The 22,160-nt window shown below is 61.4% G+C and carries 17 protein-coding genes and 2 pseudogenes; 7 read left to right on the top strand and 12 right to left on the bottom strand.

Annotated features, from left to right (window positions below; all coding sequences use genetic code 11):
* The 6 genes from RFN28_RS31245 to RFN28_RS31220 form a co-directional block, all read right to left on the bottom strand.
* Positions 1-171 (bottom strand): formate--tetrahydrofolate ligase (locus tag RFN28_RS31245; RefSeq protein WP_320291005.1); only part of this gene is annotated, 171 nt, incomplete at its 3' end.
* Positions 172-457: 286 nt separating this feature from the next.
* A complete protein-coding gene (locus tag RFN28_RS31240) occupies positions 458-2,167 on the bottom strand; it encodes a trimethylamine N-oxide permease (protein ID WP_320291001.1) in 1,710 nt (569 codons plus the stop codon).
* A 126-nt stretch (positions 2,168-2,293) separates the two neighbouring features.
* On the bottom strand, positions 2,294-2,716 hold the full coding sequence (locus RFN28_RS31235) for a group II truncated hemoglobin (RefSeq protein WP_320291000.1): 423 nt from the start codon (positions 2,714-2,716) through the stop codon (positions 2,294-2,296).
* Between the two features lie 5 nt (positions 2,717-2,721).
* Entirely contained in the window at positions 2,722-5,094 is a 2,373-nt protein-coding gene (locus tag RFN28_RS31230; RefSeq protein ID WP_320290998.1) for a trimethylamine N-oxide demethylase, read from the bottom strand.
* Positions 5,095-5,136: 42 nt separating this feature from the next.
* Positions 5,137-6,249: a GlxA family transcriptional regulator gene (locus RFN28_RS31225; protein WP_320290997.1), complete on the bottom strand. Its 1,113-nt coding sequence runs from the start codon at positions 6,247-6,249 to the stop codon at positions 5,137-5,139.
* Between the two features lie 99 nt (positions 6,250-6,348).
* Positions 6,349-7,692: a trimethylamine monooxygenase gene (locus RFN28_RS31220; protein ID WP_320291004.1), complete on the bottom strand. Its 1,344-nt coding sequence runs from the start codon at positions 7,690-7,692 to the stop codon at positions 6,349-6,351.
* A 163-nt stretch (positions 7,693-7,855) separates the two neighbouring features.
* On the opposite strand from RFN28_RS31220, the gene RFN28_RS31215 reads away from it, so the two are divergent.
* Complete coding sequence (locus RFN28_RS31215) at positions 7,856-9,151, top strand: ABC transporter substrate-binding protein (RefSeq protein ID WP_320290996.1); 1,296 nt, start codon at positions 7,856-7,858, stop codon at positions 9,149-9,151.
* Between the two features lie 7 nt (positions 9,152-9,158).
* Here RFN28_RS31215 and RFN28_RS31210 read toward each other — a convergent pair whose 3' ends face one another.
* Positions 9,159-9,878: a FadR/GntR family transcriptional regulator gene (locus RFN28_RS31210; RefSeq protein ID WP_320290995.1), complete on the bottom strand. Its 720-nt coding sequence runs from the start codon at positions 9,876-9,878 to the stop codon at positions 9,159-9,161.
* Between the two features lie 296 nt (positions 9,879-10,174).
* Here RFN28_RS31210 and RFN28_RS31205 point away from each other — a divergent pair, with 296 nt between their 5' ends.
* The 4 genes from RFN28_RS31205 to RFN28_RS31190 all read left to right on the top strand — a co-directional run bounded on the left by RFN28_RS31205 (position 10,175) and on the right by RFN28_RS31190 (position 13,998).
* Positions 10,175-11,308: an aminomethyl transferase family protein gene (locus RFN28_RS31205; protein WP_320290994.1), complete on the top strand. Its 1,134-nt coding sequence runs from the start codon at positions 10,175-10,177 to the stop codon at positions 11,306-11,308.
* A gap of 71 nt (positions 11,309-11,379) precedes the next feature.
* Complete coding sequence (locus tag RFN28_RS31200) at positions 11,380-11,979, top strand: dimethylamine monooxygenase subunit DmmA family protein (RefSeq protein WP_320290992.1); 600 nt, start codon at positions 11,380-11,382, stop codon at positions 11,977-11,979.
* Positions 11,976-12,941 (top strand): PDR/VanB family oxidoreductase, encoded by a 966-nt coding sequence (locus RFN28_RS31195; protein WP_320290991.1) that lies wholly within the window; start codon positions 11,976-11,978, stop codon positions 12,939-12,941. The genes RFN28_RS31200 and RFN28_RS31195 overlap by 4 nt, the downstream gene beginning before the upstream one ends.
* Positions 12,942-12,957: 16 nt before the next feature.
* Entirely contained in the window at positions 12,958-13,998 is a 1,041-nt protein-coding gene (locus RFN28_RS31190; RefSeq protein ID WP_320290990.1) for a heme-dependent oxidative N-demethylase family protein, read from the top strand.
* A gap of 214 nt (positions 13,999-14,212) precedes the next feature.
* Here RFN28_RS31190 and RFN28_RS31185 read toward each other — a convergent pair.
* Positions 14,213-14,689 (bottom strand): annotated as a pseudogene (locus RFN28_RS31185) (FAA hydrolase family protein); the annotation flags it as partial.
* 40 nt (positions 14,690-14,729) lie between these two features.
* Between RFN28_RS31185 and RFN28_RS31180 the strand changes: the two are divergent.
* Positions 14,730-16,025, top strand: a pseudogene (locus RFN28_RS31180) (4-hydroxyphenylacetate 3-hydroxylase N-terminal domain-containing protein); the annotation flags it as partial.
* Here the strand turns inward: RFN28_RS31180 and hpaR are convergent.
* A complete protein-coding gene (hpaR, locus tag RFN28_RS31175) occupies positions 15,950-16,354 on the bottom strand; it encodes a homoprotocatechuate degradation operon regulator HpaR (RefSeq protein WP_320291003.1) in 405 nt (134 codons plus the stop codon). The pseudogene RFN28_RS31180 and the gene hpaR sit on opposite strands and share 76 nt — an antisense overlap.
* Before the next feature lie 311 nt (positions 16,355-16,665).
* On the opposite strand from hpaR, the gene RFN28_RS31170 reads away from it, so the two are divergent.
* On the top strand, positions 16,666-17,040 hold the full coding sequence (locus tag RFN28_RS31170; RefSeq protein ID WP_320290988.1) for a PLP-dependent aminotransferase family protein: 375 nt from the start codon (positions 16,666-16,668) through the stop codon (positions 17,038-17,040).
* A 62-nt stretch (positions 17,041-17,102) separates the two neighbouring features.
* Here the strand turns inward: RFN28_RS31170 and RFN28_RS31165 are convergent, their stop codons facing one another.
* The 3 genes from RFN28_RS31165 to RFN28_RS31155 form a co-directional block, all read right to left on the bottom strand.
* Positions 17,103-18,125 carry an aminopeptidase gene (locus RFN28_RS31165; RefSeq protein WP_320291002.1) on the bottom strand — a complete coding sequence of 341 codons (1,023 nt, stop codon included), beginning with the start codon at positions 18,123-18,125 and terminating at the stop codon, positions 17,103-17,105.
* A 445-nt stretch (positions 18,126-18,570) separates the two neighbouring features.
* Positions 18,571-19,788, bottom strand: a complete 1,218-nt coding sequence (locus RFN28_RS31160) for an efflux RND transporter periplasmic adaptor subunit (protein ID WP_320290987.1) — start codon at positions 19,786-19,788, stop codon at positions 18,571-18,573.
* A gap of 5 nt (positions 19,789-19,793) precedes the next feature.
* Positions 19,794-22,157 carry an ABC transporter permease gene (locus RFN28_RS31155; protein WP_320290986.1) on the bottom strand — a complete coding sequence of 788 codons (2,364 nt, stop codon included), beginning with the start codon at positions 22,155-22,157 and terminating at the stop codon, positions 19,794-19,796.
* Between the last annotated feature and the right edge of the window lie 3 nt (positions 22,158-22,160).

Below are 22,160 nucleotides of genomic sequence, written 5' to 3'. Positions count from 1 at the left end.
GCCGTCCTTGTTGTTCCTCACCGACTTGATGAACTCGGCCGAGACCTTCGCCTTGTCGTGGCCGTAAGGCAAAAGGTGCTCGTACGGGATGCCGATCTTGGCGCCGATCTCTTGGATCGGTTTCTTGCTGGCGCCACGCGCGATCTCGATGTCGGTCTTCACTTCGGCCATTGGTTATTTCCTCACAGATCAGTTTGTTGGGAACATTGCGGATTCATTAAACCTGGCTTGCCAAGTCGGCTGCGAGTTCCGCTAAGGTCAGCCTGTTGGCCATCAAACGCGCGATCGTCATCAGCCCGAACGCCATCGGGACCGTGGTGCCGCCGGCCATAGTCGCCGCCTGGGCATAACGTCGGCCCAAAAAAGGAGCCACCGCCCGCACAGGCAGGCGGTGGCTAAGCCGCCTCGGTTCAAAGGCGAACCCGGCTGGGGAGAAGATCTATGCCTCTTTTGCTGCTCAAAGCACGAAGATCCAGTTTGCCACCAGCACCACGATCAGGCCCGCTACAAGCGTAGCGTAGGGCAAAATCCCCGCCTTCTTGACCACGAGGTCGGAGGATTGCATGCCGAGATCGTCCAGCATGTGATCGGGGAACTTGCCGCCGTCCTGGAGGTAGTGACGGAAGCAGAACACCGGGATGATCAGGGCGGCGGTAAACAGGCCGGCCCACAGCGCCATCGGGTTCCAGACCTTGGCTCCGGCTCCCATAAACATGGCGTTGACGTAGGCAAAGACCGCCCCGATCCCCAGCAGCCAGGTCGGCGCCTTCCATGGCCGGTCGATATGGCCGTTGTCGATGCGGTGGAGCCACCCGGCGTTAAGGTTGAGGAAGTTGAAAATGATGTAGCCGCAGTTCGACACGGCGAGGATGAAGAAGAAGCTCGTGGCGTCGGCCGAGGCGATGGCCAGCACGATCAGGTTGAAGCAGAGGTCGGTCCACATCGCTCGCGTCGGCGCGCCGTGCTCGTTTACGTGGCTGAGATAGCGCGGCAGCCAGCCGTCGACCGAGCCCTGGTAGAGCGTGCGCGAGGAACCGGCCATGGCCGTCATGATGCAGAGCACCAGCGCCAGGATCATCAACATCACCAGCAGGGCGTGGATCAGCTTGCCGCCGCCGACCATGCCGGCCAACGCGTCGGCGACGCCCGAGCCGTCGACGATCGGCGTTGCCAGCATGCCGTTCAAGCCCAGCACCCCTTGGAAGGTGAAGGGTACCAGAATGAACAGAAGCATGCAGAGCAGGCCGGAATAGAAGATCGCCTTGAAGGTGTCGGTGCCGGGGTTCTTGAACTCCGACGTGTAGCAGACCGCGGTCTCGAAACCGTAGGTCGACCAGGCCGCGATGAACATGCCACCGAGCGCCAGCGTCCATCCCGCGATATTCCAGGTGCCCGGTTCGGGCGCATAGGCGGCCGCAAGCGGCAACAATGGCGAGAAGTTGTCATAGTTGATCTGTCCGGTGAAGAACGGGACCACACCCACGATCAGCATCGGGATGATGACCAGGAGGCCGATGTATTTCTGCACGCTCGCTGTGCCCAGAATGCCGCGATGCTGAATCGCGAAGATAATCAGCATCAGGATCGCGCCGATGAAGAAGGTGGCGTTGAGCGAGAAACTGACTGGCCCGAGCGCGTGACTATAGAGTGTCCAGTTGCGGATGGCAGGCGTTGCGGCGGCCGTCACCGCCGTGATGGCGTCGGCGGCACTCGTGCCGGCATGGGCCCCGATATAGGCAACGACCTCCGGAGAATTCTCGGTGAAAAGCGGCACCGGTGCCAGCGCGTTTAGGATGTAAGCGGCGGCAATCGAGCAACCGAGCGACAGCACCGGCGACCATGCAAACCAGTTGCACCATACCGACAACGGCGCGATGAATTTCGAATAACGCAGCCAGGCAGTTGCGCCATAGACCGAGGCGCCGCCTGACTTGTTGGGGAACAGGCCGGCGATTTCGGCATATGTGAACGACTGCAGGAAACCCATGATCATGGACACGGTCCAGATCACGAAGGCCAGCTTGCCAGTCGTTCCAGCAATGCCGCCGATAGAGAACAGAACGAGGGCGGGGACGCCGCTTGCCACCCAGAAGGCACCTCGCCAGTCAATGCTTCTATGCAACTGTCCCGCGGCTGCCTCCGCGTATGTGTCAGATAAAGCGCTCATGGCTTTTTATCCCATTGTTTGAGGTTGAGTGTTCCTGCGATCCGGCTTCACTTTGCCGGTTATTTTGTTGCCTGTCGGGATTGTTTTTTTCATTTCAATAATGGTTGTTGCAGAGCCTCCATGTCGTCAAGCGCTTCTCACCCCCCATTCTCCAAGATCGTTGACCAGCGTCAGTGCGATACGGCGGAATGCCAGGCGCATCTTGTCTACCTGCGGGCCTGAAAGCCGCATTTCGGCGATCGCTCGATCCATAAGAGCCAGCCAGTTCTCGGCGTCGGCTGCCGAGATCGGCACATGCGCGTGCATGTGACGGACGTCCATGTGCCCGTGCTTTTCCAGATAGTGGCGACGCCCGCCGAGGAAGCCGCACAGAAAGTTGAACTGTTCCTCGCGGGCATGGTCGACACCGTGTCCGCGAAAATGCAGCCGCAGCAAAGGCTTTCCGCGAGGATCGGTCTCGATCAGGTCGTAAAAGCGGTCGACCAGAGCGCGCAAAACCGTTTCGCCGCCGATCTGCGCAAGAAGAGTTTCCTTGGCAACTGGTTTCATTTGCGTCAGGACTGCGGGCGAGTTTTCTTGGGATCATAGTGCGATAGCGGGACGATCGTGGCCGGCAGCCGCTTCTGGTGGCCGTCGAGCTTGCCGATCTCGACCTTTGTGCCGACATCGGCATGGGCCACGTCGATGCGCGCCAACGCGATGTTCTTGCCGAGGATCGGCGAACGCATCGATGATGTGACCTCGCCAATCTGCGCGCGCCCAAGATGAATGCAGTCGCCATGGCCGACCGCGACGGCCCCTTCGATGTCGATCCCGACCATCTTGCGCGACGGATGCTCCTTGCGCCGGATCAGCGCGTCCCGCCCGATGAAATCGTCGGCCTTGGACTTGAGCGGCACGGTGAAGCCGATGCCCGCCTCGAACGGGTCGGTCTGATCAGAGAAGTCATAACCGGCAAAGATCAATCCGGCCTCGATCCGAACCATATCGAGGGCGGCCAGGCCCATCGGCGTCAATCCGTGCGCCGGCCCCTCGGCCCAGATCGCGTCGAAGACCTCGCCCGCGTGTTTGGGGTGACACCAGACCTCGTAGCCCAGCTCGCCCGTGTAGCCGGTGCGCGACAGCACGATAGGTAGGCCCTGGTCATCCCCGATGCGGCCAACGGTGAAACGGAACCAGCCGAGTTCGGCGATCGACGGCTGATGCGGCGGCGTCCAGATTACCTTCTTCAGCAGCTCGCGGCTCTCCGGTCCCTGCACGGCAATGTTGTGCAATTGGTCGGTGGAGCTGCGAACCAGGACGTTGAGGCCGAGCTTCTGCGCCTGTTCGCGCAGCCATATGCCCGAATAATCGTCGCCGCCGACCCATCGGAAATTGTCCTGACCGAGGCGGAACAACGTGCCGTCGTCAATCATGCCGCCATGCTCGTAGCACATGGCGGTATAAACGATCTGGCCGACCGCCAGCTTCTTCACGTCACGCGTCAGCGTGTACTGAAGCAGCGCTTCCGAATCCGGTCCCGTCACTTCGAACTTGCGCAGGGCGGAAAGGTCCATCAGCACCGACTTCTGCCGGCAAGCCCAGTATTCCTCGATCGGCCCGGCTTCTGCGTAGCTGTTGGCCAGCCAGTAGCCGCGATACTCCACGAAGTTGCGGGTCAACTTGGACAGGCGGTCGTGAAACCCAGTTTCCTTGGTCATCTTTGGCTCCGAATCGGGAGTGGGGCGGATCGCCACGGCGCGTTGGAATTTCTCGGCCCCTGAATAGGTGCGCACATGGATGTCGGTCGGATTCCAGCCATTGGCCGCCGTCGTGTCGTCAGGGCATGCGGAGTTGACGCAGACGAGGTCGGTCAGCGCCTGCAAGAGCACGTAGTCGCCCGGGCGCGACCACGGCTCGTCGGCATACATGACGCCATGCGCGTCGACCCCGGTATTGAAGAAGAAGTTGGCCGCCATCCAGCCGCCGCGCCGACCGACGCCGTATGAGCCGAGCGCCTTGTTGAAGTTTTCCGTGCAGTTGATATGGCCTGGATAGCCGATATCGTCATAATATTTCGCATAGCATGCCAGCGAGAAGGCGTCGTGGCGACCGCAAGTGTCCTGCACGACCTCGACCAGCGGCAGGAAATCCTGATCGTAGTACTTCGAATGCAGGCCGGGCAACGGATAGGCATGCCCCATCGCGCTCCGCGTCGCCGTGACGTCGAGCGCATGCTCCTTTCCCTTGTCCAATTTGCGCGCCGAGAAGCACTGGAAATCGGTGCACTGGCGTCCGTCGACATCGATGATCTGAATGTAGTCCCCGGCCTTGACGAAATAGGCCTCTGCCGTCGACGAATGCACGCGAAGATCGAGAACCGGATCGGCAAGCGGATCTGGCAAATCCCGGGAGGTTTCACGCAAGCGCACCGTCGCGCGCCGCACGTGGACGATCAGCGGCGTTGCAGTCTCTTGGGCGTCCGGCGCCATGTCGGTTCCTGGCGCGGCGATCACGAGCCAGCCGCCGCGCTGGACGGTCAGCTCGACATTGGTCTTCGGCGGTGTTGTCGCGTCGAAGAAGCGAAGCCCGCCCGCCGCGGCGAGGTCGATGCCACGGATCTCCAAGCCCTTGCGCAGCCGTTGCAAGCTGCCGTCCTGACTGGTCAGCAGCGCCTTCAAACCCGCAGCATCCGAGTTCGGACCATGGCCGACGATGCCGGCGTCAATGCTGCCCGACGCGTCGGCCACGACGACCTCGCAGCTTTGGCCGCCCTCATCATTCGTTACGGTGATGCTGTCGCCTGCCGCAATGTCGATCAGCATCGCTCCGGCGCCGCCAACGATGTAGCGCTCGGTGCCGGCCGGCAAGGTCAATCCTCCGTGACGGATGATGCGGCTCGCATGCGGCGGTCCACCGCGGACGGGAGGGTAGATCGTATTCAGCATCGTTACCTCCTCGCTGAGGCAGGGGCTCAGCTGCTTCGTCGGCTACGCCGTCATCGACAACCTGTGTTGGGATACCTCGGTGCAGTTCAGTCCCAGCAGCGCCGGGTCCATCAGATCGACGCGCCCGTCCGCACGGGCGGCCAATCGTGTCTGATGCGGAGCGCATCCGTAGGCTTCGCGATAGACTTTGGAAAAGTGCGACGGCGAGATAAAACCGCAAGCCACGGCAACTTCCACGACCGGCAAGTTTGTACTCACAAGAAGCAGTTGCGCGCGCTCCAGGCGCAGTTCCATATAGTATCGGTTCGGTGAGCGCCCCAACTCTCTGTCGAAAAGCCTTTCAATCTGCCGGCGCGATATTCCGCTTAACGCGACAAGATCGTCGACCGGCATAGGATCATCCAAGCTTGCCTCCATCAGGCCAATGACCTTCATCACTGCCTTGTGGTTGAGCTTGACACGAGAATGGAGGGGCAGGCGCTGTCGCTCTCCGGCCGAACGCGTTCGGTATGCGATAGCCTTTTCGCAGATGCGATTGACGATGGCTGAACCATAGTCACGTTCAACCAGGTGAAGAAACATGTCGAAGGGCGCATCCCCACCCGAGCAGGTATGCAGATCTCCATCATGTTCAAAGGCCGTCTGGGTGGACTCTATGCCCGGAAACTGCTCGCAAAATAGCGGAAGCTGTTCCCAGTGAACTGCGCAACGACGCCCTTCTGACAGTCCGGCCCGCGCAACGACGATGGTGCCGCTGCCGATGCAGATGAGGGGAATGCGACGTATGCGGCATTCCCTTAGCCACGCGTCGAGTTGCCTGTCGGGGCGCGGAATGGCGCTGCCGCCGCATATCACGGCGGCTGAGGTCGGGTTTGATTTTTGGGTTCTCTCCCGTTCATTTCTTAACGCGGAGTCGACGCTGACAGCCAGCCGGCAGCTCGACATTATCGGTTGCCCGTCCTCCGATATGACTTGCCAGCTGTAGACGTTCCTGCCGACGGCCTCATTGGCCAACCGCAATACTTCCACCGCGCAAGAGAAAGCTTGAAGCGAGAAGCTGGGCAACAGGTAGAAACTAAACGACCTGTGTGTTGTCTGAGCAGTCAGCATGCCGGCTCCCTCCTTATCTTCTGCCATTCTCTTCTTGGCGAACAACGGAGCGGGTGTTCTCCTCCTCTGCCCGGAACCATACTGAACACGGCACAGGAGTGACGGTCGGTAGGGCTCCGAACAAAGTCGCTGCGCAACGCACGTTCAGTTGCGCAGATAGCTCTGCATCGTATCGTCCAATGCGTCCTTCCACGGCGTGTGATGCTTCGGCGCCATGGAACTAGTCATCACCGACTTGTAGCTATTGTCCCGGAACCCCATGATGTCCTTGATCTTATGCTTCTTCCATTGGAAGAACGCCTCGTTGGCGCCGTCGACATCAAAACTTGGATAGTCGGTTTCGGCGATCAATTCCTTGACGTAGTCGCCCTGGTAGCGGATGGCGTCATAGCTATCCTCCCCTGCATCTTCGGCCGCGACCCGCTTTTCGACATCGGCGATCAGTTCGTTCTTCGAGGCAGGCAGCTTGATCCTGCCGAGGATTGCGTCGCGCACCCACCAGGCCTGCGCATCGAACATATTGAAGGTGTACCACTGGTCCTGCATGCCGAGATAAAACAGCGCCGGATTGTGGACGTAGACCACGCCTTTGTAGAGGTCAGCCGTGGCCAGCCTGTTCGCAGTGCGCAGCCGCAAATCGTCGGCCATGAACGGGAAGTGGTGCTTGTAGCCTGTACAAAGGATGATCGCATTGACGGTCGCGGTCGAGCCGTCCTTGAAGGTTGCGACGTTACCCTCGACCTTGGTCAGCAGCGGCACCTCTTTCCAGTTGGCCGGCCACTTGAAGCCCATTGCTTCGGTACGATGGCTGACCGTGACCGACTTGCAACCGTACTTCCAGCACTGGGAACCGATATCCTCGGCCGAGTAGCTGGTTCCGATGATCAGTATGTCCTGACCGATAAACTCGCGTGCGTCGCGGAAGTCGTGCGCATGGAGAATGCGACCGTTGAATGTTTCAAAGCCGGGGAATTCCGGAATGTTCGGTGTCGAAAAATGGCCCGACGCGACGATGACGTGGTCGAATTCTTCCGAGTAGGATCGGTCATTGGGAAGATCGTGCACACGCACGGTGAACTTGCGGGTCTCCGGGCTCCAGGTCACATACCTGACAACGGTGGAAAATCGGATCCACGGGCGGACACCGGCCTTCTTCACGCGCCCTTCAATGTAGTCGAACAGCACGGCCCTGGGCGGATACGACGCGATCTGTTTGCCGAAATGCTCCTCGAAGGAGTAGTCGGCGAATTCCAGACCTTCCTTCGGACCGTTGGTCCAGAGATAGCGATACATCGAGCCGTGAACGGGCTCGCCAAATTCGTCCAGGCCGGTGCGCCAGGTGTAGTTCCACAACCCTCCCCAATTCTTCTGCTTTTCGAAGCAGACGATCTCGGGAATCTCTGCGCCTTTCTGTGCTGCGGACGCGAAGGCGCGCAGCTGAGCCAAGCCGGACGGACCAGCACCGATTACGGCAATGCGTTTCTTCATCATGATTCTCCCATTGGTCTGAACCGGTTTGTGATAGATTGGTTCTTTTGGTTCAAACCAGTTATGATCGAAACGGCAGACTTGTCAACTAATATTCATGGAAGGAAAATCAATTTGCACCGGAATTGGCCTCGGTTTATGGACGGTCGGTGAGGAGCGCACCATGAACGCCAGCAGCCTAGTGCAACGATTTGCAGTGAACGCCCAGGTCAAACGGCTGGGCGTCGGTGCACAACGCGTGGTCAAAGTAGGCTTTCTCGGGCCGCTCAGCGGGCCTGTTCGCTCTTGGGGGCTGCCAGGATTGAACGGCTGCCGCATCTGGGTGGACTGGATCAATCGCACCGGTGGAATGCTCATCGGCGGGACGCGGCACAACGTCCAACTGTTGGCCGAGGATTGCGGCTATGATCCCGATCGGGCGGCGGAAGGGGCTCGGCGCCTCGTGCAGGATCAAGGGGTAGGGCTGCTGATGATGCACGGAGGCGACACGTTCCGTCCGATCCAGGACTATCTCATGTCGCGCAAGATTCTGACCTCCACGCTGCTGCCGAGCGATCTTTCGCCCGACACACCGTACCTGATCGCGCCGAGCGAGATCCATCCCCTCTACAACGTCACGGCAGTCGAATGGCTTGCACGCAACCGCCCCGACCTGCGCCGCGTGGCGATGTGCAGCCAGACGGATGCGCTGGGCCTGCCTTCGCTGGCTACCTATCGGGCTGCCTTTGCGGCCGAGGGGATCGCGTCGGTGGGCGAGATCCGCTACGCGCCGGAGGCTACGAACGCCGACGAGATATTGCGCGCAATGCTGGCCGGCAGTCCCGACATTTTGTGTTGGTGCACGAGCTATGAGCCAATGGTTCACGCGCTGACCGAGGCTGCTTTCCGGTCGGGATTTCGGGGGCAGATCATCTCTTGTACTGCCGACTATTATCGGCGGCTGGTCGACCGGACATCGATCGATTTCATGGAGGGCTTCCTGTTCCAGTTCCCGGACTTCGACGACCCCGAGCTCCGCGACAAGGCCTTCTTCTTCAATCGCCCAGCCGAGTTCTTCGCGGAGTACAATCGGCGTTTCCCGGACAGCTGGAGCGCGGTTTCCTGGGAATACGTTGCCACGCTCGACCTTTGGCATGCGGCGGTCGAGAAAGCTGGAACGGCAGCGCCAGTCTCCGTTCTGGCAGCGATGAAGCATGGCGGGCTCGGCGAACATGCCTTCGGGATAGCGAAATGGGCGGGCTCGGATCTGTTCGGGAATGACAACGCTCTGATCGGCGACTGGCCCGTCGTACGCATTACGAATGGCCAGGCGCGTATCGTAGCCTTTGGGTCGGTTCCGACTTGGCTGCAGAGACACGGCGCCCGGTTGCGCGACGAAATGCGCGCGCTTGGGCTGATGTGGGACCAGCGCCATTCCACTGTCTCCGGAGAGCTGCGCATCGCCGCCGGATCGGACTGACCGAGGCTCAATCTTCTTGCAGAAGCAGCTTTTGCTCCTCAATCAGCAGCAGCTTGGTGAATTCGACCGCACTCTCGATATCCCGGGCGATGATCGCGTTGAGCAGCGTGTTGTAACGGCGCTGGTAGTCCTGTATTCGCCTGGGTGTCAGATGCCGCCGGTTGAGGGCGGCGCGGAAGCTCTGGCGACGAGCCTGAATCAACAGATCGTAGCATGACGTCAGCAGCGGATTTCCCGCGCCGCGTGCTACCTGGCGGTGGAATTCTTCTTCGAGCCGGGCGAATTCCGCCGCGTCGGTTTGAACCCCTTCCATGGCGGACAAGGTCTCGCTCAGTCCCTCAATGGCACGCGGCGACATGTTGATGATGGCGAGTCTCATCATGTCGGGTTCGATTATTCCGCGCATCACCAAGAGATCGAGCGGGCTCGTCTCGGCTGCAACACCTCCGGTCGCGTCATCCGGGGCTGCCTGACCCTTCACGAAGCTGCCGCTCCCGGCACGCCGGCGTATGAAGCCATGTTTCTCAAGTACGTCCAGCGCTTCGCGAACCGTGTTGCGGGCGACGCCAAGTTCAACGGCCAATGTTCGTTCCGAGGGCAGTCGTTCGTCGGTGGTGTATTGCTGAGAGGTTATTCGCGCCAGCAGCGTGTCCACCACGACACGAACCGTGGCAGTGATTGAATGATCCGTGATGAGCGCCGAGGCAGCCTCATGGTTCGATGACATCAACGACGCTCCTTTCGACATCCGAAAGTTCGCATCCATTTGCGATGGTTCTGGTTGGCCACGCAAGCTGATGACCCCGCCCTTTGGGCGTTCAGCTGGTCCTGATCGCCAATTTGGCGTCCCGCGGTCTGTTTCGCGCACGTGTCTCGTTCTCCATTTCGGCCCTCGGCTCTTCCTTGCCAGGATGTCCGATCGATCATTTTCTCTATCAGGCAAAAAATTTTAACAAGAGTATTGATTTCAGGAACCAGTTCTCGCAAACTGGTTCAATAATTGGTATAAAAAAGGGGAATGCAATGACCAATTCCTGGAGATTCTCCACGCTTGCCGATCGCCATCGTGCGCTCGGTTCGAAGCTTGAAGACTGGAGCGGTATGGGCACCGCCTGGCAGTATTCGGGTGACCCGGAGCGCGAATATCTGGCGATCCGCGCCAAAGCCGGCCTTATGGACGTCTCCGGCTTGAAGAAAGTCCATTTGAACGGCCCCGCGGCGAGCCACATCATCGACCGCGCAACGACCCGCAACGCCGAGAAGATCATGCCCGGTCGTTCGGTATACGCGACCATGCTGAACGACGCCGGCAAGTTCATCGACGACTGCGTGATCTACCGGATGGGACCGAACAGCTGGATGGTCGTGCACGGCTCGGGCGGCGCCCACGAGCAACTCACCATGGCGGCCACGGGGCGCGACGTGGTCATCCGCTTCGACGACAATCTCCACGACCTCTCGCTGCAGGGGCCGCTCGCCGTCGACTACCTGAACAAGCATGTGGAAGGCATCCGGAACCTGAACTACTTCAGCCACATGCACACCTCGCTTTTCGGTCTGCCGGTGACGATCTCGCGCACGGGCTACACGGGCGAGCGCGGCTATGAAATCTTCTGCCGCGGCCAGGACGCTCCTGTGATCTGGGACCGGATCCTGGAGGAGGGCGCGGGCATGGGCATCATCCCTTGCCGGTTCACGACGCTCGATCTGCTGAGGGCCGAAAGCTATCTGCTGTTCTTTCCTTACGACAATTCGGAGAAGTATCCCTTCGAGAACGAAGGTCCCGGTGACACGCTGTGGGAACTCGGGCTCGACTTCACCGTCTCGCCCGGCAAAGTGGGCTTCCGCGGCGCCGAGGAACATTATCGGCTGAAGGGGAAGGAGCGCTTCAAGATCTATGGCGTCAAGCTCGAAGGCACGACGCCGGCCGAAGAGGGCGCGCCCTTGTTCAAGGATGGCAAGAAGGTCGGCGTGGTGACGATCGGCATGTACTCCAGCCTCAACAAGCACAACATCGGCATTGCCCGCATGCCGGTGGACTGCGCGGTCGACGGCGTGAAAATGACCGTTCGCAATTCGACCGGTGAAATCGCCTGCGTCGCCCATTCGATGCCATTCTTCGATCCGGAAAAGAAGCGTCGCACCGCCAAGGGATAAGTCGCGGTGAGACGTTGCAAACAGGGTGCAAGCCCGCAAACCAACCAAAACGGAGCCGAGGGTCAAAGTCAGTGTTAGAAGGCTCGATTCCAAGCCGCCCCGTCTATGGCGTGCTGGAGGTGCGGCCAGGGCGGCTGCATCTGATGGTCGCCGACGCCGAAGGCGCGGAGGCTATTCTCGATTTGGCCGCCTCCGCGCCCCCCGGTTTCTTCGCCGCGGCTCACATCATCTATGTCCCCAAGAAATCTGGAGACAAGTTCGTCGCAAGGCTGAAGGAACTTGCCCCTGCCCAACTCTATGTCGGGCCGAGCTACGAAGCCGCGCTTCCGCGGCTAAGGCGGGTGCTGGCCGGGGCGCACATGGGCCTGCAGGTCTATCTGGCGGGAACCGAGGGACTGATGGGACAGGCGATGCTCGAGGCCACGGGGGCCGGCATCCCGCATTCCGCGATCCAGACGGAGCACCGCGGCTCTACCGTGCGTCGCGTGCAGTGCGTGCATTGCAAGGGCATCACCGAAGACGTGACGCATGATCCTTTCCAATGCGCCCATTGCGGGCTGCATCTGTTCGTGCGCGATCACTACTCCCGCCGCATAGCGGCTTTCCAGGGCGTACGCGTCGACGCGGAAGATCCCGGCAACATTCCAGAATCGGTGGAGCGGTTCAGATGAGCGCAGGAGCCGCAAAAATCCCCGTGACAGTGGCCGAGGTCGCGCCGGTCAACGAACTTGTCACGCGGTTCAGGTTCGTGCGCCGTGACGGCGGTCCGATGCCTACTTTCTCGGGCGGTGCGCACACGGTCGTGGAGATGAACGACCACGATCGCGTGCGTCGCAATCCCTACTCGATCATGAGCGATCCCGCCGACCGGGAGGGCTATTCGATCTCGATCCGCCGCGACGACAATGGAAGGGGCGGTTCATTGTTCATGCACCGGCAGGTGAGGCCGGGGATGGACATGGTCATCTCGAACCCAGTCAATCTCTTCGCGCTGGATTTGCGGGCGCGAAAGCACCTGTTGCTTGCCGGCGGCATCGGCATCACGCCGTTTCTGGCGCAGATAAAGCAGCTCAGTGCCATGAATGGAAACTTCGAACTGCACTACTCGGTGCGCACAACATCCCTCGCTTCCTACGCGGACGAGCTGGTGGCCAACTATCGCCCGCGCGTTCATCTTTACCATGACGACCGGGGCGAACAGATCGACCTGCCGGCATTGCTCGACGGGCAGCCGCTCGGCACTCATGTCTATGTCTGCGGGCCTAAAGGCATGATCGCCTGGGTGCGCAAGACCGCGACGGCGCTCGGGTGGCCGCGCGAGGCGGTGCATCACGAAGAATTCCTTGCGCCTGCCTCGGGCAAGCCCTTCGAGGTCATGCTGGCGCGGTCGAACAAGACGATCCAGGTCGGCGAACATCAAAGCCTGCTCGAAGCGATGGAAGCAGCCAATGTCGAGGCGCCTTATCTGTGCCGCGGCGGAGCCTGCGGTCAGTGCGAGACGGATGTCCTCGAATATGAGGGAACGTTCCTGCACAAGGACCATTGGCTGACGCCGGCGCAATGTGCCAGCGGCACCAAGATCATGCCTTGTGTATCACGCTTCGAAGGCAAAACGCTGGTGTTGGATCGATAGCGAGGAGGACGGTGCGATGACTATTGTCTTCAGGGAAGAAACATTCCACGACGACTTCACCTTCCGCAACTCGCCGGAGGCGGTGAAGCGCTTCCCTTTCCCGTTTCCCGAGGACAGCTACATGTACTCGGTGAACCTCGAGCCGCATAAGTCATACCGTCCGGGCAGCGTCTACGAGCGGACTTTCGACGTCGATGAGCACTATGTCTCGGAGATGCGCGACCGGGCCCGCGTCCTTGCCGAAGATCCGTTGCGCTGCCAGTCGTTGCCGCACATGACCCTGGCCGGCTGGGATCTGCTCGAGCTGATCATGACCTCGAAGGCGGAGGAGTATCCGGAGCTTTTCGAGCTGCACCGCGACGGCGCCAGATGGCACTGGATCAACCGTCCGCTGGGCATCGAACAGAAGTTCACCTTCCTTGATGAGACCACATTGCCCTATGGCCCAATGGAGTACATCACGCGGCAGACCCAAGGCGACTTTGCGGTGCTCGACCAACGCGACGACAACCTGTGGATGGACGCCGGCATGGTGACGACACAGGCCGACTGGAGTCTTGATTTCGACATCGGCATGAACTTCTTCGAGTGGCACGCCCCGGTTCCGAAAGCGCACGAGATGGGTATCTTCCAGCGCGCCCTGAAGTTCCTCCTGAACGTGCAGCAGGGCGCGCCGGCGCGCCGTCTAAACTGGACGATGACGGTCAATCCCCTGCTCGACACAAGCCCCGAGAACTATCACAAATGGGGCGTGATGAAGAAAGACCTGACGCTGGAGGACATGGGGCAAATGATGCATTTGCGCGTCGAGCTTCAGACCTTCTTCCGTCTCCCCCGTTCGAATGCCCTGGTGTTTCCGATCCGCTGTTACCTGATCAAGCTCGACGAACTGGTGACGGTGCCGAAATGGGCCAGGCGCTTCCATCGTGTCATCCGCGACCTGCCGGCGGAACTTGCGACCTACAAGGGCTTCATCAGCAATCGACCGAAGATTGTGGAATGGCTGTCGAAATACGACGATGGTGCCCTGACATCACCAGGCATTTGGCCGGACTGATCCGGACGGTCTCACCACTGCGAACGCAGTCATGAGACGCGCCGCGACAGGCGACTGGCGCAGCGTCCGCGCAATCACAAAAGAAGTTAACATGCTAATCATCATCGCCGCAACGGCGGAGATGCGTTTCCGTGTCGCCGTGGTCTCCCCTCATGGCATCGGAGACGAGGAGCTTGACCCGCACAGGCCGCGAAGCGGGCGGCCCCTGATGGGCGAAGGAGAGGCGGATCGTCCCGTGCGGACCGAAATCCGAGACGATGCGGTCGCCATTCCGGCATTCGACCGGGCGGATGAACGAGCCCGACAGCACGACCTGTCCGGCTTCGATCTGCATGCCGTATTGGTGAAGCCGGTTGGCGAGCCACACGATGTCCTTGGCAGGATGGTCGAGCACGCCGGCGCCAAGTCCCGTCTCCTCGACCTCGCCGTTTCGCGACACGATGGCACCGATCCAGCGCAGGTCCGCCTCGCGCGGTCCGGCCGAGCGGCCGCCAACGACAATGCCGGCATTGGCGGCATTGTCCGAGATCGTGTCGAAGAACGTCCTGATCCTGCCGGTCTCCTTGTTCATCCGCTCGATGCGTGTGTCCAGGATTTCCAGCGCCGGGGTGATATGGTCGGTGGCATTGAGTACGTCGTCGATCGACACGTCCGGACCGGAGAGCGGCGCCTTCATGACGAAGGCGATCTCGGTCATAGTCGGCCATGCAGGCGTCGACCAACTCCTCCATCTGCTTGAGCCGGTGCAGCAGGCCGTGCTGACCTCGCCCACCGACACCGGCTCCGGCGGCTACACGCACAAATATTTCCGTGTCGCCCGCTCCGCCGCGGAGCTTGCCGCGCAGCAAAGCGCGATCGCGCACTGGGCGCGCATGAGTTATGGCTGGATGGGTCGCACCGCCGACTACAAGGCGGCGCTGATGAACACGCTCGGCGCCAACGCCGAATGGTACGGGCCGTTCAAGGGCAATGCGCGCGCCTGGCACAAACGTGCGCAGGAATCGGTCCTGTTCATGAATCATGCCATCGTCAATCCGCCGATCGACCGCCACAAGCCGGCCGAGCAGGTGAAGGACGTGTTCGTGCACATCACCAAGGAGAACGACGCCGGCATCTGGGTGTCCGGCGCCAAGGTTGTGGCGACATCGTCGGCGCTGATCCACTACAACTTCCTGGCGCAGAGCTCGGCGACGGTGACCGAGGACCCCTCGCTCTCGGTGATGTTCATCGTGCCGATGAACGCGCCGGTCATTAAGATGTTCTGCCGCGTCTCCTATGAGCAGACGGCGAACAGCGTCGGCCATCCCTTCGACTATCCGCTGTCGTCGCGCTTCGACGAGAACGACGCGATCCTTGTGCTCGACAACGTCTTCATCCCCTGGGAGGACGTGCTGGTGCTGCGCGACGCGCAAAAGATCCTGTCCTTCCATCCGGCATCGGGCTTCATGCATGGCTACTGCTTCCAGGGCTGCACGCGCTTTGCCGTCAAGCTCGACTTCCTCGCCGGGCTGCTCGCCAAGGCGCTGCGCGCGACCGGCGGCGGTGCCTTCCGCGGCAACCAGGCCGCGCTCGGCGAGGTGATCGCGCTGCGCCACATGCTCTGGAGCTTCTCCAACGCGATGGCCTATAATCCGATCCCCTGGGCCAACAGCGCGGTGCTGCCCAATCTCGAGGCAGCGCTTTCCTACCGCACCTTCATGTCGGAGGCTTATCCGCGTGTTATCGATACGGTGCGCCGGGTGATCGCTTCGGGCCTGATCTACCTGCCTTCCTCGGCGCGCGATTTCGACAATCCGGAGATCGATCGTTATCTCGCGCAATATGTGCGCGGCTCCAACGACATGGGCCATGTCGAGCGCATCAAGATCATGAAACTGTTGTGGGACGCGACCGGCACCGAGTTCGGAGGCCGCCACGCGCTCTACGAGCTCAGGGGGAGAAAGGAAAGCGCTCAGCCCTCCGCCGATTCCGACTGGATCAGGCTTTCCAGCATGTCGAGCAGGCGCTCGTGCTCCGCGGCGCCGTAGCGCTTCTCGATTGCCTCGTAGATGGCGGTGCGTTCGGGCGCCAGTTCCTCGATAAGCGCGAGCCCGGCCGGGCTGATGGCGAGCAGCGCCCGGCGGCCGTCGTCCTTGACCTTGTTGCGGGTGATGAACTCCCGCTCCTCCAAGGCCTTGATGATGCGGGTGAGGCTGGGCGGCAGGATCGAGGCGCGGTTGGCAAGCTCGGTCGCCTCCAGCGGGCCTGCCTCGGCGAGCACGCGCAGCACGCGCCACTGCTGCTCGGTGATGTCGTGGCGGGCCAGCATCGGCCGGAAATGCGCCATGATCACTTCGCGGGCGCGCAGAAGGGCCATCGGCAAGGAGCGGCGGGTGCTGGGCGGTAGCAAAGTCAGGTCTCCGAAAATTCCAATCCAGTACGACTCGCGACAAATATTAAAGCTCGGATCGCAGCTATATCCGCGATTTTGCCGGGAGCGGCAATCCCACACCCAGAAGCTGCATTGGCATAGACCGACGGCGTCGGCGAAACCCTTGCCACACATGGCGATCGAATATTCGGCGAATCTCGACCGGAAGGTCGACATGACCGAGCTTTGCGTGCTGGTCTCGCGCACCACTACGCCGGCGCGCCGGAAGAGGTGCGGACGCGCTCACCGTCGCCACCATGCGCGCGGTGCTGCAAGAGGTGCTGACGCCGGCCAATTTCGAACTGATGATCGCGAACGCCACGCGTCTTGCCGAGGCCGCCTGGAGTATCATCCGCGCCAACGATTTGCCTTGGCATGTGACGCAGGTCGGCGCCCGCGCCGAGATCATGTTCATGCCCAAGCCGCCACGCAACGGCGCCGACGTCATTGCCGGCCGGCGCGGGGAGCTCGAAACGCTGCTGCATGCCTTCTACATGAACGAAGGCATACTGGTGACGCCGTTCCATACCATGTTCCTGATGTGCCCGGCGACTTCAACGGCCGATGTCGATCGCCACACGGAGGTTTTCGGCCGCTTCGTCGATCTGGTCCGCGGCGCGGGCGTCGTCTGATGCGATGGCGAATTCGTTCGATCTCACGGGCAGGGTGGAGCATTCAGAGACCGGGCCTCAAGTCAATCACACGTATCCGCAGCCTTCAGCGCTTCGGCACGGGACGGCTCATGCAAATCGGCGATCCGTCGAACAGAAGCGTAGAACCTTGGATAATCGCCGGAGCACAAGTTGAACAAGCGAAGAAACGCCGGAACCTGTTCGCCGTAGACAGCAGTCGCGGCGAGCTTTGCGTTGTTGATCGGGGCATCGAACCAGGCGTCGTATCCCCGGTATCCGGCCCATCGCTTGTTGCGCATTTGCCGATAGCGCATCCGCAGCGTGTCGATCGTGGCTGCCTTGGCCTCGGCCATCTGATCCGGGGCGCGGGGACTTCCATAGACCTGCCGCAACTCTTCCCGGGTTTTCGATATCAGTCCGAGAAAATCGGCCCTGCGCCTCCGATCGGCTTCATAGCGGCGCAATCCGGCGCGATTGCCGGTGGCGCGGAGCCATTTCCTGACGCCGGTGGTTTCGACGGCAACCGCGAAAGCTTCATTGAATGCGGAGTCGTTGTTCACATAGATTTTCTGATGCGCCAGCTCATGAAAAACAAGGCTTGCGAGATAGGTGTCGTCCTGACGAAGCATGGTGCTGAGCAACGGGTCGCTGAACCAGCCCAGCGTGGAATATGCAGTGACGCCTGAGACATAAACGTCCAGCCCCTGTCGCTGCAGTTCGGCAGCACTTTCGGCCGCGGATTTCCGGGAAAAGTAACCCCGGTACGGAACGCAGCCGAAGACCGGAAAGCACCATGTTATTGGCGCGAGCGAGAATTGCGGCGCGGCAAAAACGGCGAAGGTCACAGAGTCCCGGCCGATGTCGACATAGCTGCGATAGCTGTTGTTTTCAGGCAGTGCCAGTTCAACCGTGGCAAAGCGGCGTATGGCGCTCGCCGACGCGAGCTTCGCTCGCAATGTTTCCGGCGTTGAGGGATCACGGATCAGCTTCCCGACATTTCTGCGCGCCGCCATGATCTGCACATGGCCCTCCAGCGACTGCGCGTAGTAGGAAACGCTGGTGCACCCGGTGACGCCAGACGCCATGATCAGAGCGGCAAGCAATCGAAAAAAGCGCTTCACAGCTCGCCCACCGCTGGCCCATCTCCCCACGGAGCAGATGCCCCCATTTGCCCCCGAGTCTCAAACAGGCGCACCGATTTTCGTCAAGATCTGGAGGGGGGCGGACTTTCGAATTTGGCAGACCGGCAATTGCGGCCAATCGCCTAAGCGGACGTCGCGGGACGGAATGGCGCGCGAATCTGCACTAGACAAGCCGAACCTCAATTCTGCGGCGTCCAATCAGGCTTCTAAGTCGGCGTTTGCGATGCCGGCTCAGCGTCGCTCTCGCGCAGGGCGTCGTAGATCTGGTGGTGCAGCGTGACGCCGCGCCTTACGAGCGCCGGTCCCGAAACCGGTTCCAGGCATGCATGCGATTGGCGAACTGCACCGCGACCGGATGCCCATGACCTTTCAGGGCGAAGTCCTCGGTCTATTGGACGTTCCGCTCGCGTACGGCTGTCCCGTCGCCCACCCGGTCGCTCGGGTGCAGCACGACCCGATCGCCCTCCGACAGGCCCGACTCGACCTCGGCCACCCTGCTGTTGCGGTGACCGATCTTGACCACGGTCGTACGCGCCCGTCCGTCCTTGGCGAGATACACGGCCCAGTCGTCACCCTTTCGAAACAGTGCCGCCACCGGCACGCTGAGGACATTATCGTCCCGCCAACTCGTCACGTGCACGATCACACGGTAGTCGTGCCCGAGCTGCGACCATGTTTCGGGAGGGTCGACGAAGTCGATCTCGGTGCGGACACGCTGCTCCTCGATCCCAAGCGCTGAGACCTTGAGGAAGCCGGCTGGATCGACCCGTGTCACCTTGCCCCGAAGTGCAGACCCTCCCCAGCCGTCGATCCGGACCGCGGCACCGGGCCTTATCTGGACTGCATCGGCCGAAAGCAGGTCCGCCACCACTTGCAGGTCGATCGGGTCGCCGATCTCGACAAGTGGCGCGCCCGGCTGGACCATGCCCTCGCTCTCCTGAACGATCTTCAGGATGCGGCCGCTCACTGGCGCATGAAGTTGGATGCAGCAGGTCGGATCCGATTGTGTGGCATTCTCGGCAGGCTGGCCGAGCCGCGTCTGGATCATCGCCTGCTCGTTGCTCCGGACTTCGACCTGCGCCTTCGCGCTCGCCAAGGCTGCCTCGTTGGTGTCGACTTCGAACCTCGCCTTGTCGAGAGCCCCCTGCGATATCGCCCCGGTCTTGGCGAGCTTTTCCGCCCGCTCGAGTTCCGTGCGAGAATACCCGAGCGCCGCTTCGAGCCGCTTTACTTCCGCTTGCGCGAACGTCACGGCCGCCTCGGCCGCGCCGAGCGCCGCCAGCAGCTCCTCATGCGTGCGGACATCATGAAAGCTGGGGGTTGTCGGCTGCATCACCGCCACTACAGTTTCGTCCTTGGTGACCTGGTCGCCGACATGGCGCGGCGGCGAGATTCTGAGAACCTTGCCAGCGATCGGCGCCGATACCGTATAGACGTGGCGCACCTCGGTCCTGGCCTCATCATCGACAGTGGCTTCCATCGGTCCCCTGATCGCTGTGGCCAGATCGACGGAAATCGGTTGCGGCCAGGCAAACCAGACTCCTGCCGCAACGATCAGGGCGACGGCTGCGACACCGGTTATCCTCTTCGTCCAATTGATGCGCATCGTCTTCAATCCCGTGTCTTGAGAACGGCAACAAGGTCCAATTGATTGACCCGCCTGCGGACGACCCAAGCAGAAAGCACCGCGGCGGCGATGACGATCGCGCTGGCGAAAGCGAAGGTGGCGGGCTCGACCACGGCGCGCACCCGCATCAGCTCGCCGGCCAGGTTCGTCTTCATGATCCAGGCAAGACCGTAGCCCATGGCCCAGCCCGGCGGCTGCGCGATCAGGGTCAGCAAGGCGAGTTCGAGCAGAAGGATGCGCAGCACTTCGGCGCGCGTGAAGCCAAGCACGCGCAGGCTTGCCAGCTCTCGCGCGCGTTCCGACAGGGACACGCGCGCGCTGTTGTAGACCACGCCGAAGGCTATGACGGCGGCTAGCCCGGTATAGATGCTGGCCATCGTCGTGATGATCAGCGCAGTGACATTGCGGAAGTTGGCGAGGGAGGATGCATGGAGGGACAGGCTGCTCACAACGGGCATGGCTTTGAGGGCGGCGTAGAACTCATTCTGCCTGCTCTCGTCCAGACTGACATTGACACCGTTTGCCGCGGGGACTTCGCGCAGCAGCTTGGTGAGCGCCTCCTGATCCATCATCCCGCGGATGCCGAGATAGTCCTCGACCAACGCCGCCACGGGAAGCACAACCGTCCGTCGCTCGCCGTCCAGCAGATCGACCTCGACGGTGTCGCCGATCTGAACCTTCAGGATCCGTGCAAGCATTGCTGAGATCGCGAGGCCCGATTCCGGCAGCACGACCGGCCGCAGGTCAGCGTCGATGATGCGGTTGAGCTCGGCGTCGCGAGGCCGGGCGCGGATCATGATCCGGCGCTCGATATGGCCGCTGCGGATGCGAACCGGGACTTCCCGATAGGGTTCCGCGGTCAGCACGCCTGGAAGCCTTGCGATCTGAAAGGCGACTTCCCGCGGACGCTTTTCGAAGAAGCTGACGGTCGCGTCCTGACGATCCGCCAGGAAGTAGGTGACGTCGATGAGCTGCTCCATCGTGCCGCCGAGAAAGAGCGACACGATCAAGATTGCTGTCGCCAGCGCCATGCCGAGCGTGGTGAAGAGGGAACGGATCGGATGGCTGGTGATGTTGCGCAGCATCATTGTGGTCGGCTGCGAAACGAAGCCGGCCATGCTGACGCTTGCGGGCAGCACGCTGCGGAAGCTTGGAGGCGCGGTTGGCTGCATCGCCACCGCCGGAGTCAGAGCGACGACCTCGCGCAAGGCGCGCAGCGCCCCAACCATGGCGGCGAAGAGGCTTAGCGCACCTGCGATGACATAGAGATCGGGATTCTTGACGAAGACGAGAAATGGAAAGCGGAAGAAGCCGGCCAACAGATTGGTCATGTAGGCGCCGAGCCAGGTGCCGACGGCGCTGCCGATGGCGATGCCGATCAAAGCGATGATGCCGACGAATTTCAGATAGTGCAGGACGATGCTGGCGTTGCGATAACCCAGGGCTTTCAGCAGGCCGATCTGTTCGCGCTCGAGCGAAACCAGACGGCTGAGGGTGAGGTTCACCAGGAATGCGGAGACCAGCAGGAAGATCGGCGGCAGCGTGCGGCTCATATTGTTCAGCATGTCGAGCTCGTGATCGAGCCAGGCGTGCGATATCTGGTCCTTGCGTCCATGGGCGGCGCGCCCGCCATAGCGGTCGAGCAGCGCATCGAGACGCGTCGTCGTCTCGCGCTCCGATGTCCCCGGAAGAAGTTTGAGCGACACGGACGAAAATGCGTTCTTGAGGTCGTAGGCACTGGCCAGGGCGCGCTCCGACATCCAGATGATGCCGAAGCGGCGACCGTCGGGAATAATGTCGCCTGGACCGACTGCGTAGATATATTCAGGCGAAAGGGCGATCCCGACGATCGTCAGGTCGCGCTTGCGGCCGTTTAGGATTGCCGCGAAGCTTGAGCCCAGAGTGAAACGATGCGCTTCGGCAAAGTTCTCGTTGACGACGACCTCCTCTTCCCGGCTCGGGTCCGGTGTGCGACCGACACGCATGTAAAGCCGGTTGAGCGGCGGCTCGCCGATTTCCGGCAGCGAGATGACCATGCCGGTGGCCGGCTCGGAAAAACCCGGTATGTCGAGCAGCGCGAACTTTGCGATGCGTGGATCGACGGCCACCACCCCCGGAATTTCGGCGATCCGGCTAACAAGAGCCTTGGGTGCTCGTCTGACCGTCGCGAAGACATCGCCGAAACCGTAGCGCTCGTAATAGGCGATCCTCGTCTCGTCGAGAGAGCGGTAGGAGCCGACCGCGAGGAGCAACGTCGCCACCCCGCCGCCAACGACCAGCGCAATGGCCAGCGCCTGCGCCCAAAGGCGGACGAGATCGCGAAACAGCTTTATGTCCAGGGCGCGCATGTC

This window comes from Mesorhizobium album, from assembly GCF_033977205.1.
Classification (GTDB): Bacteria; Pseudomonadota; Alphaproteobacteria; order Rhizobiales; family Rhizobiaceae; genus Mesorhizobium; species Mesorhizobium album.
The sequence above is the reverse complement of the archived record's forward strand: the minus strand, read 5'-3'. Positions and strand labels throughout refer to the sequence as shown.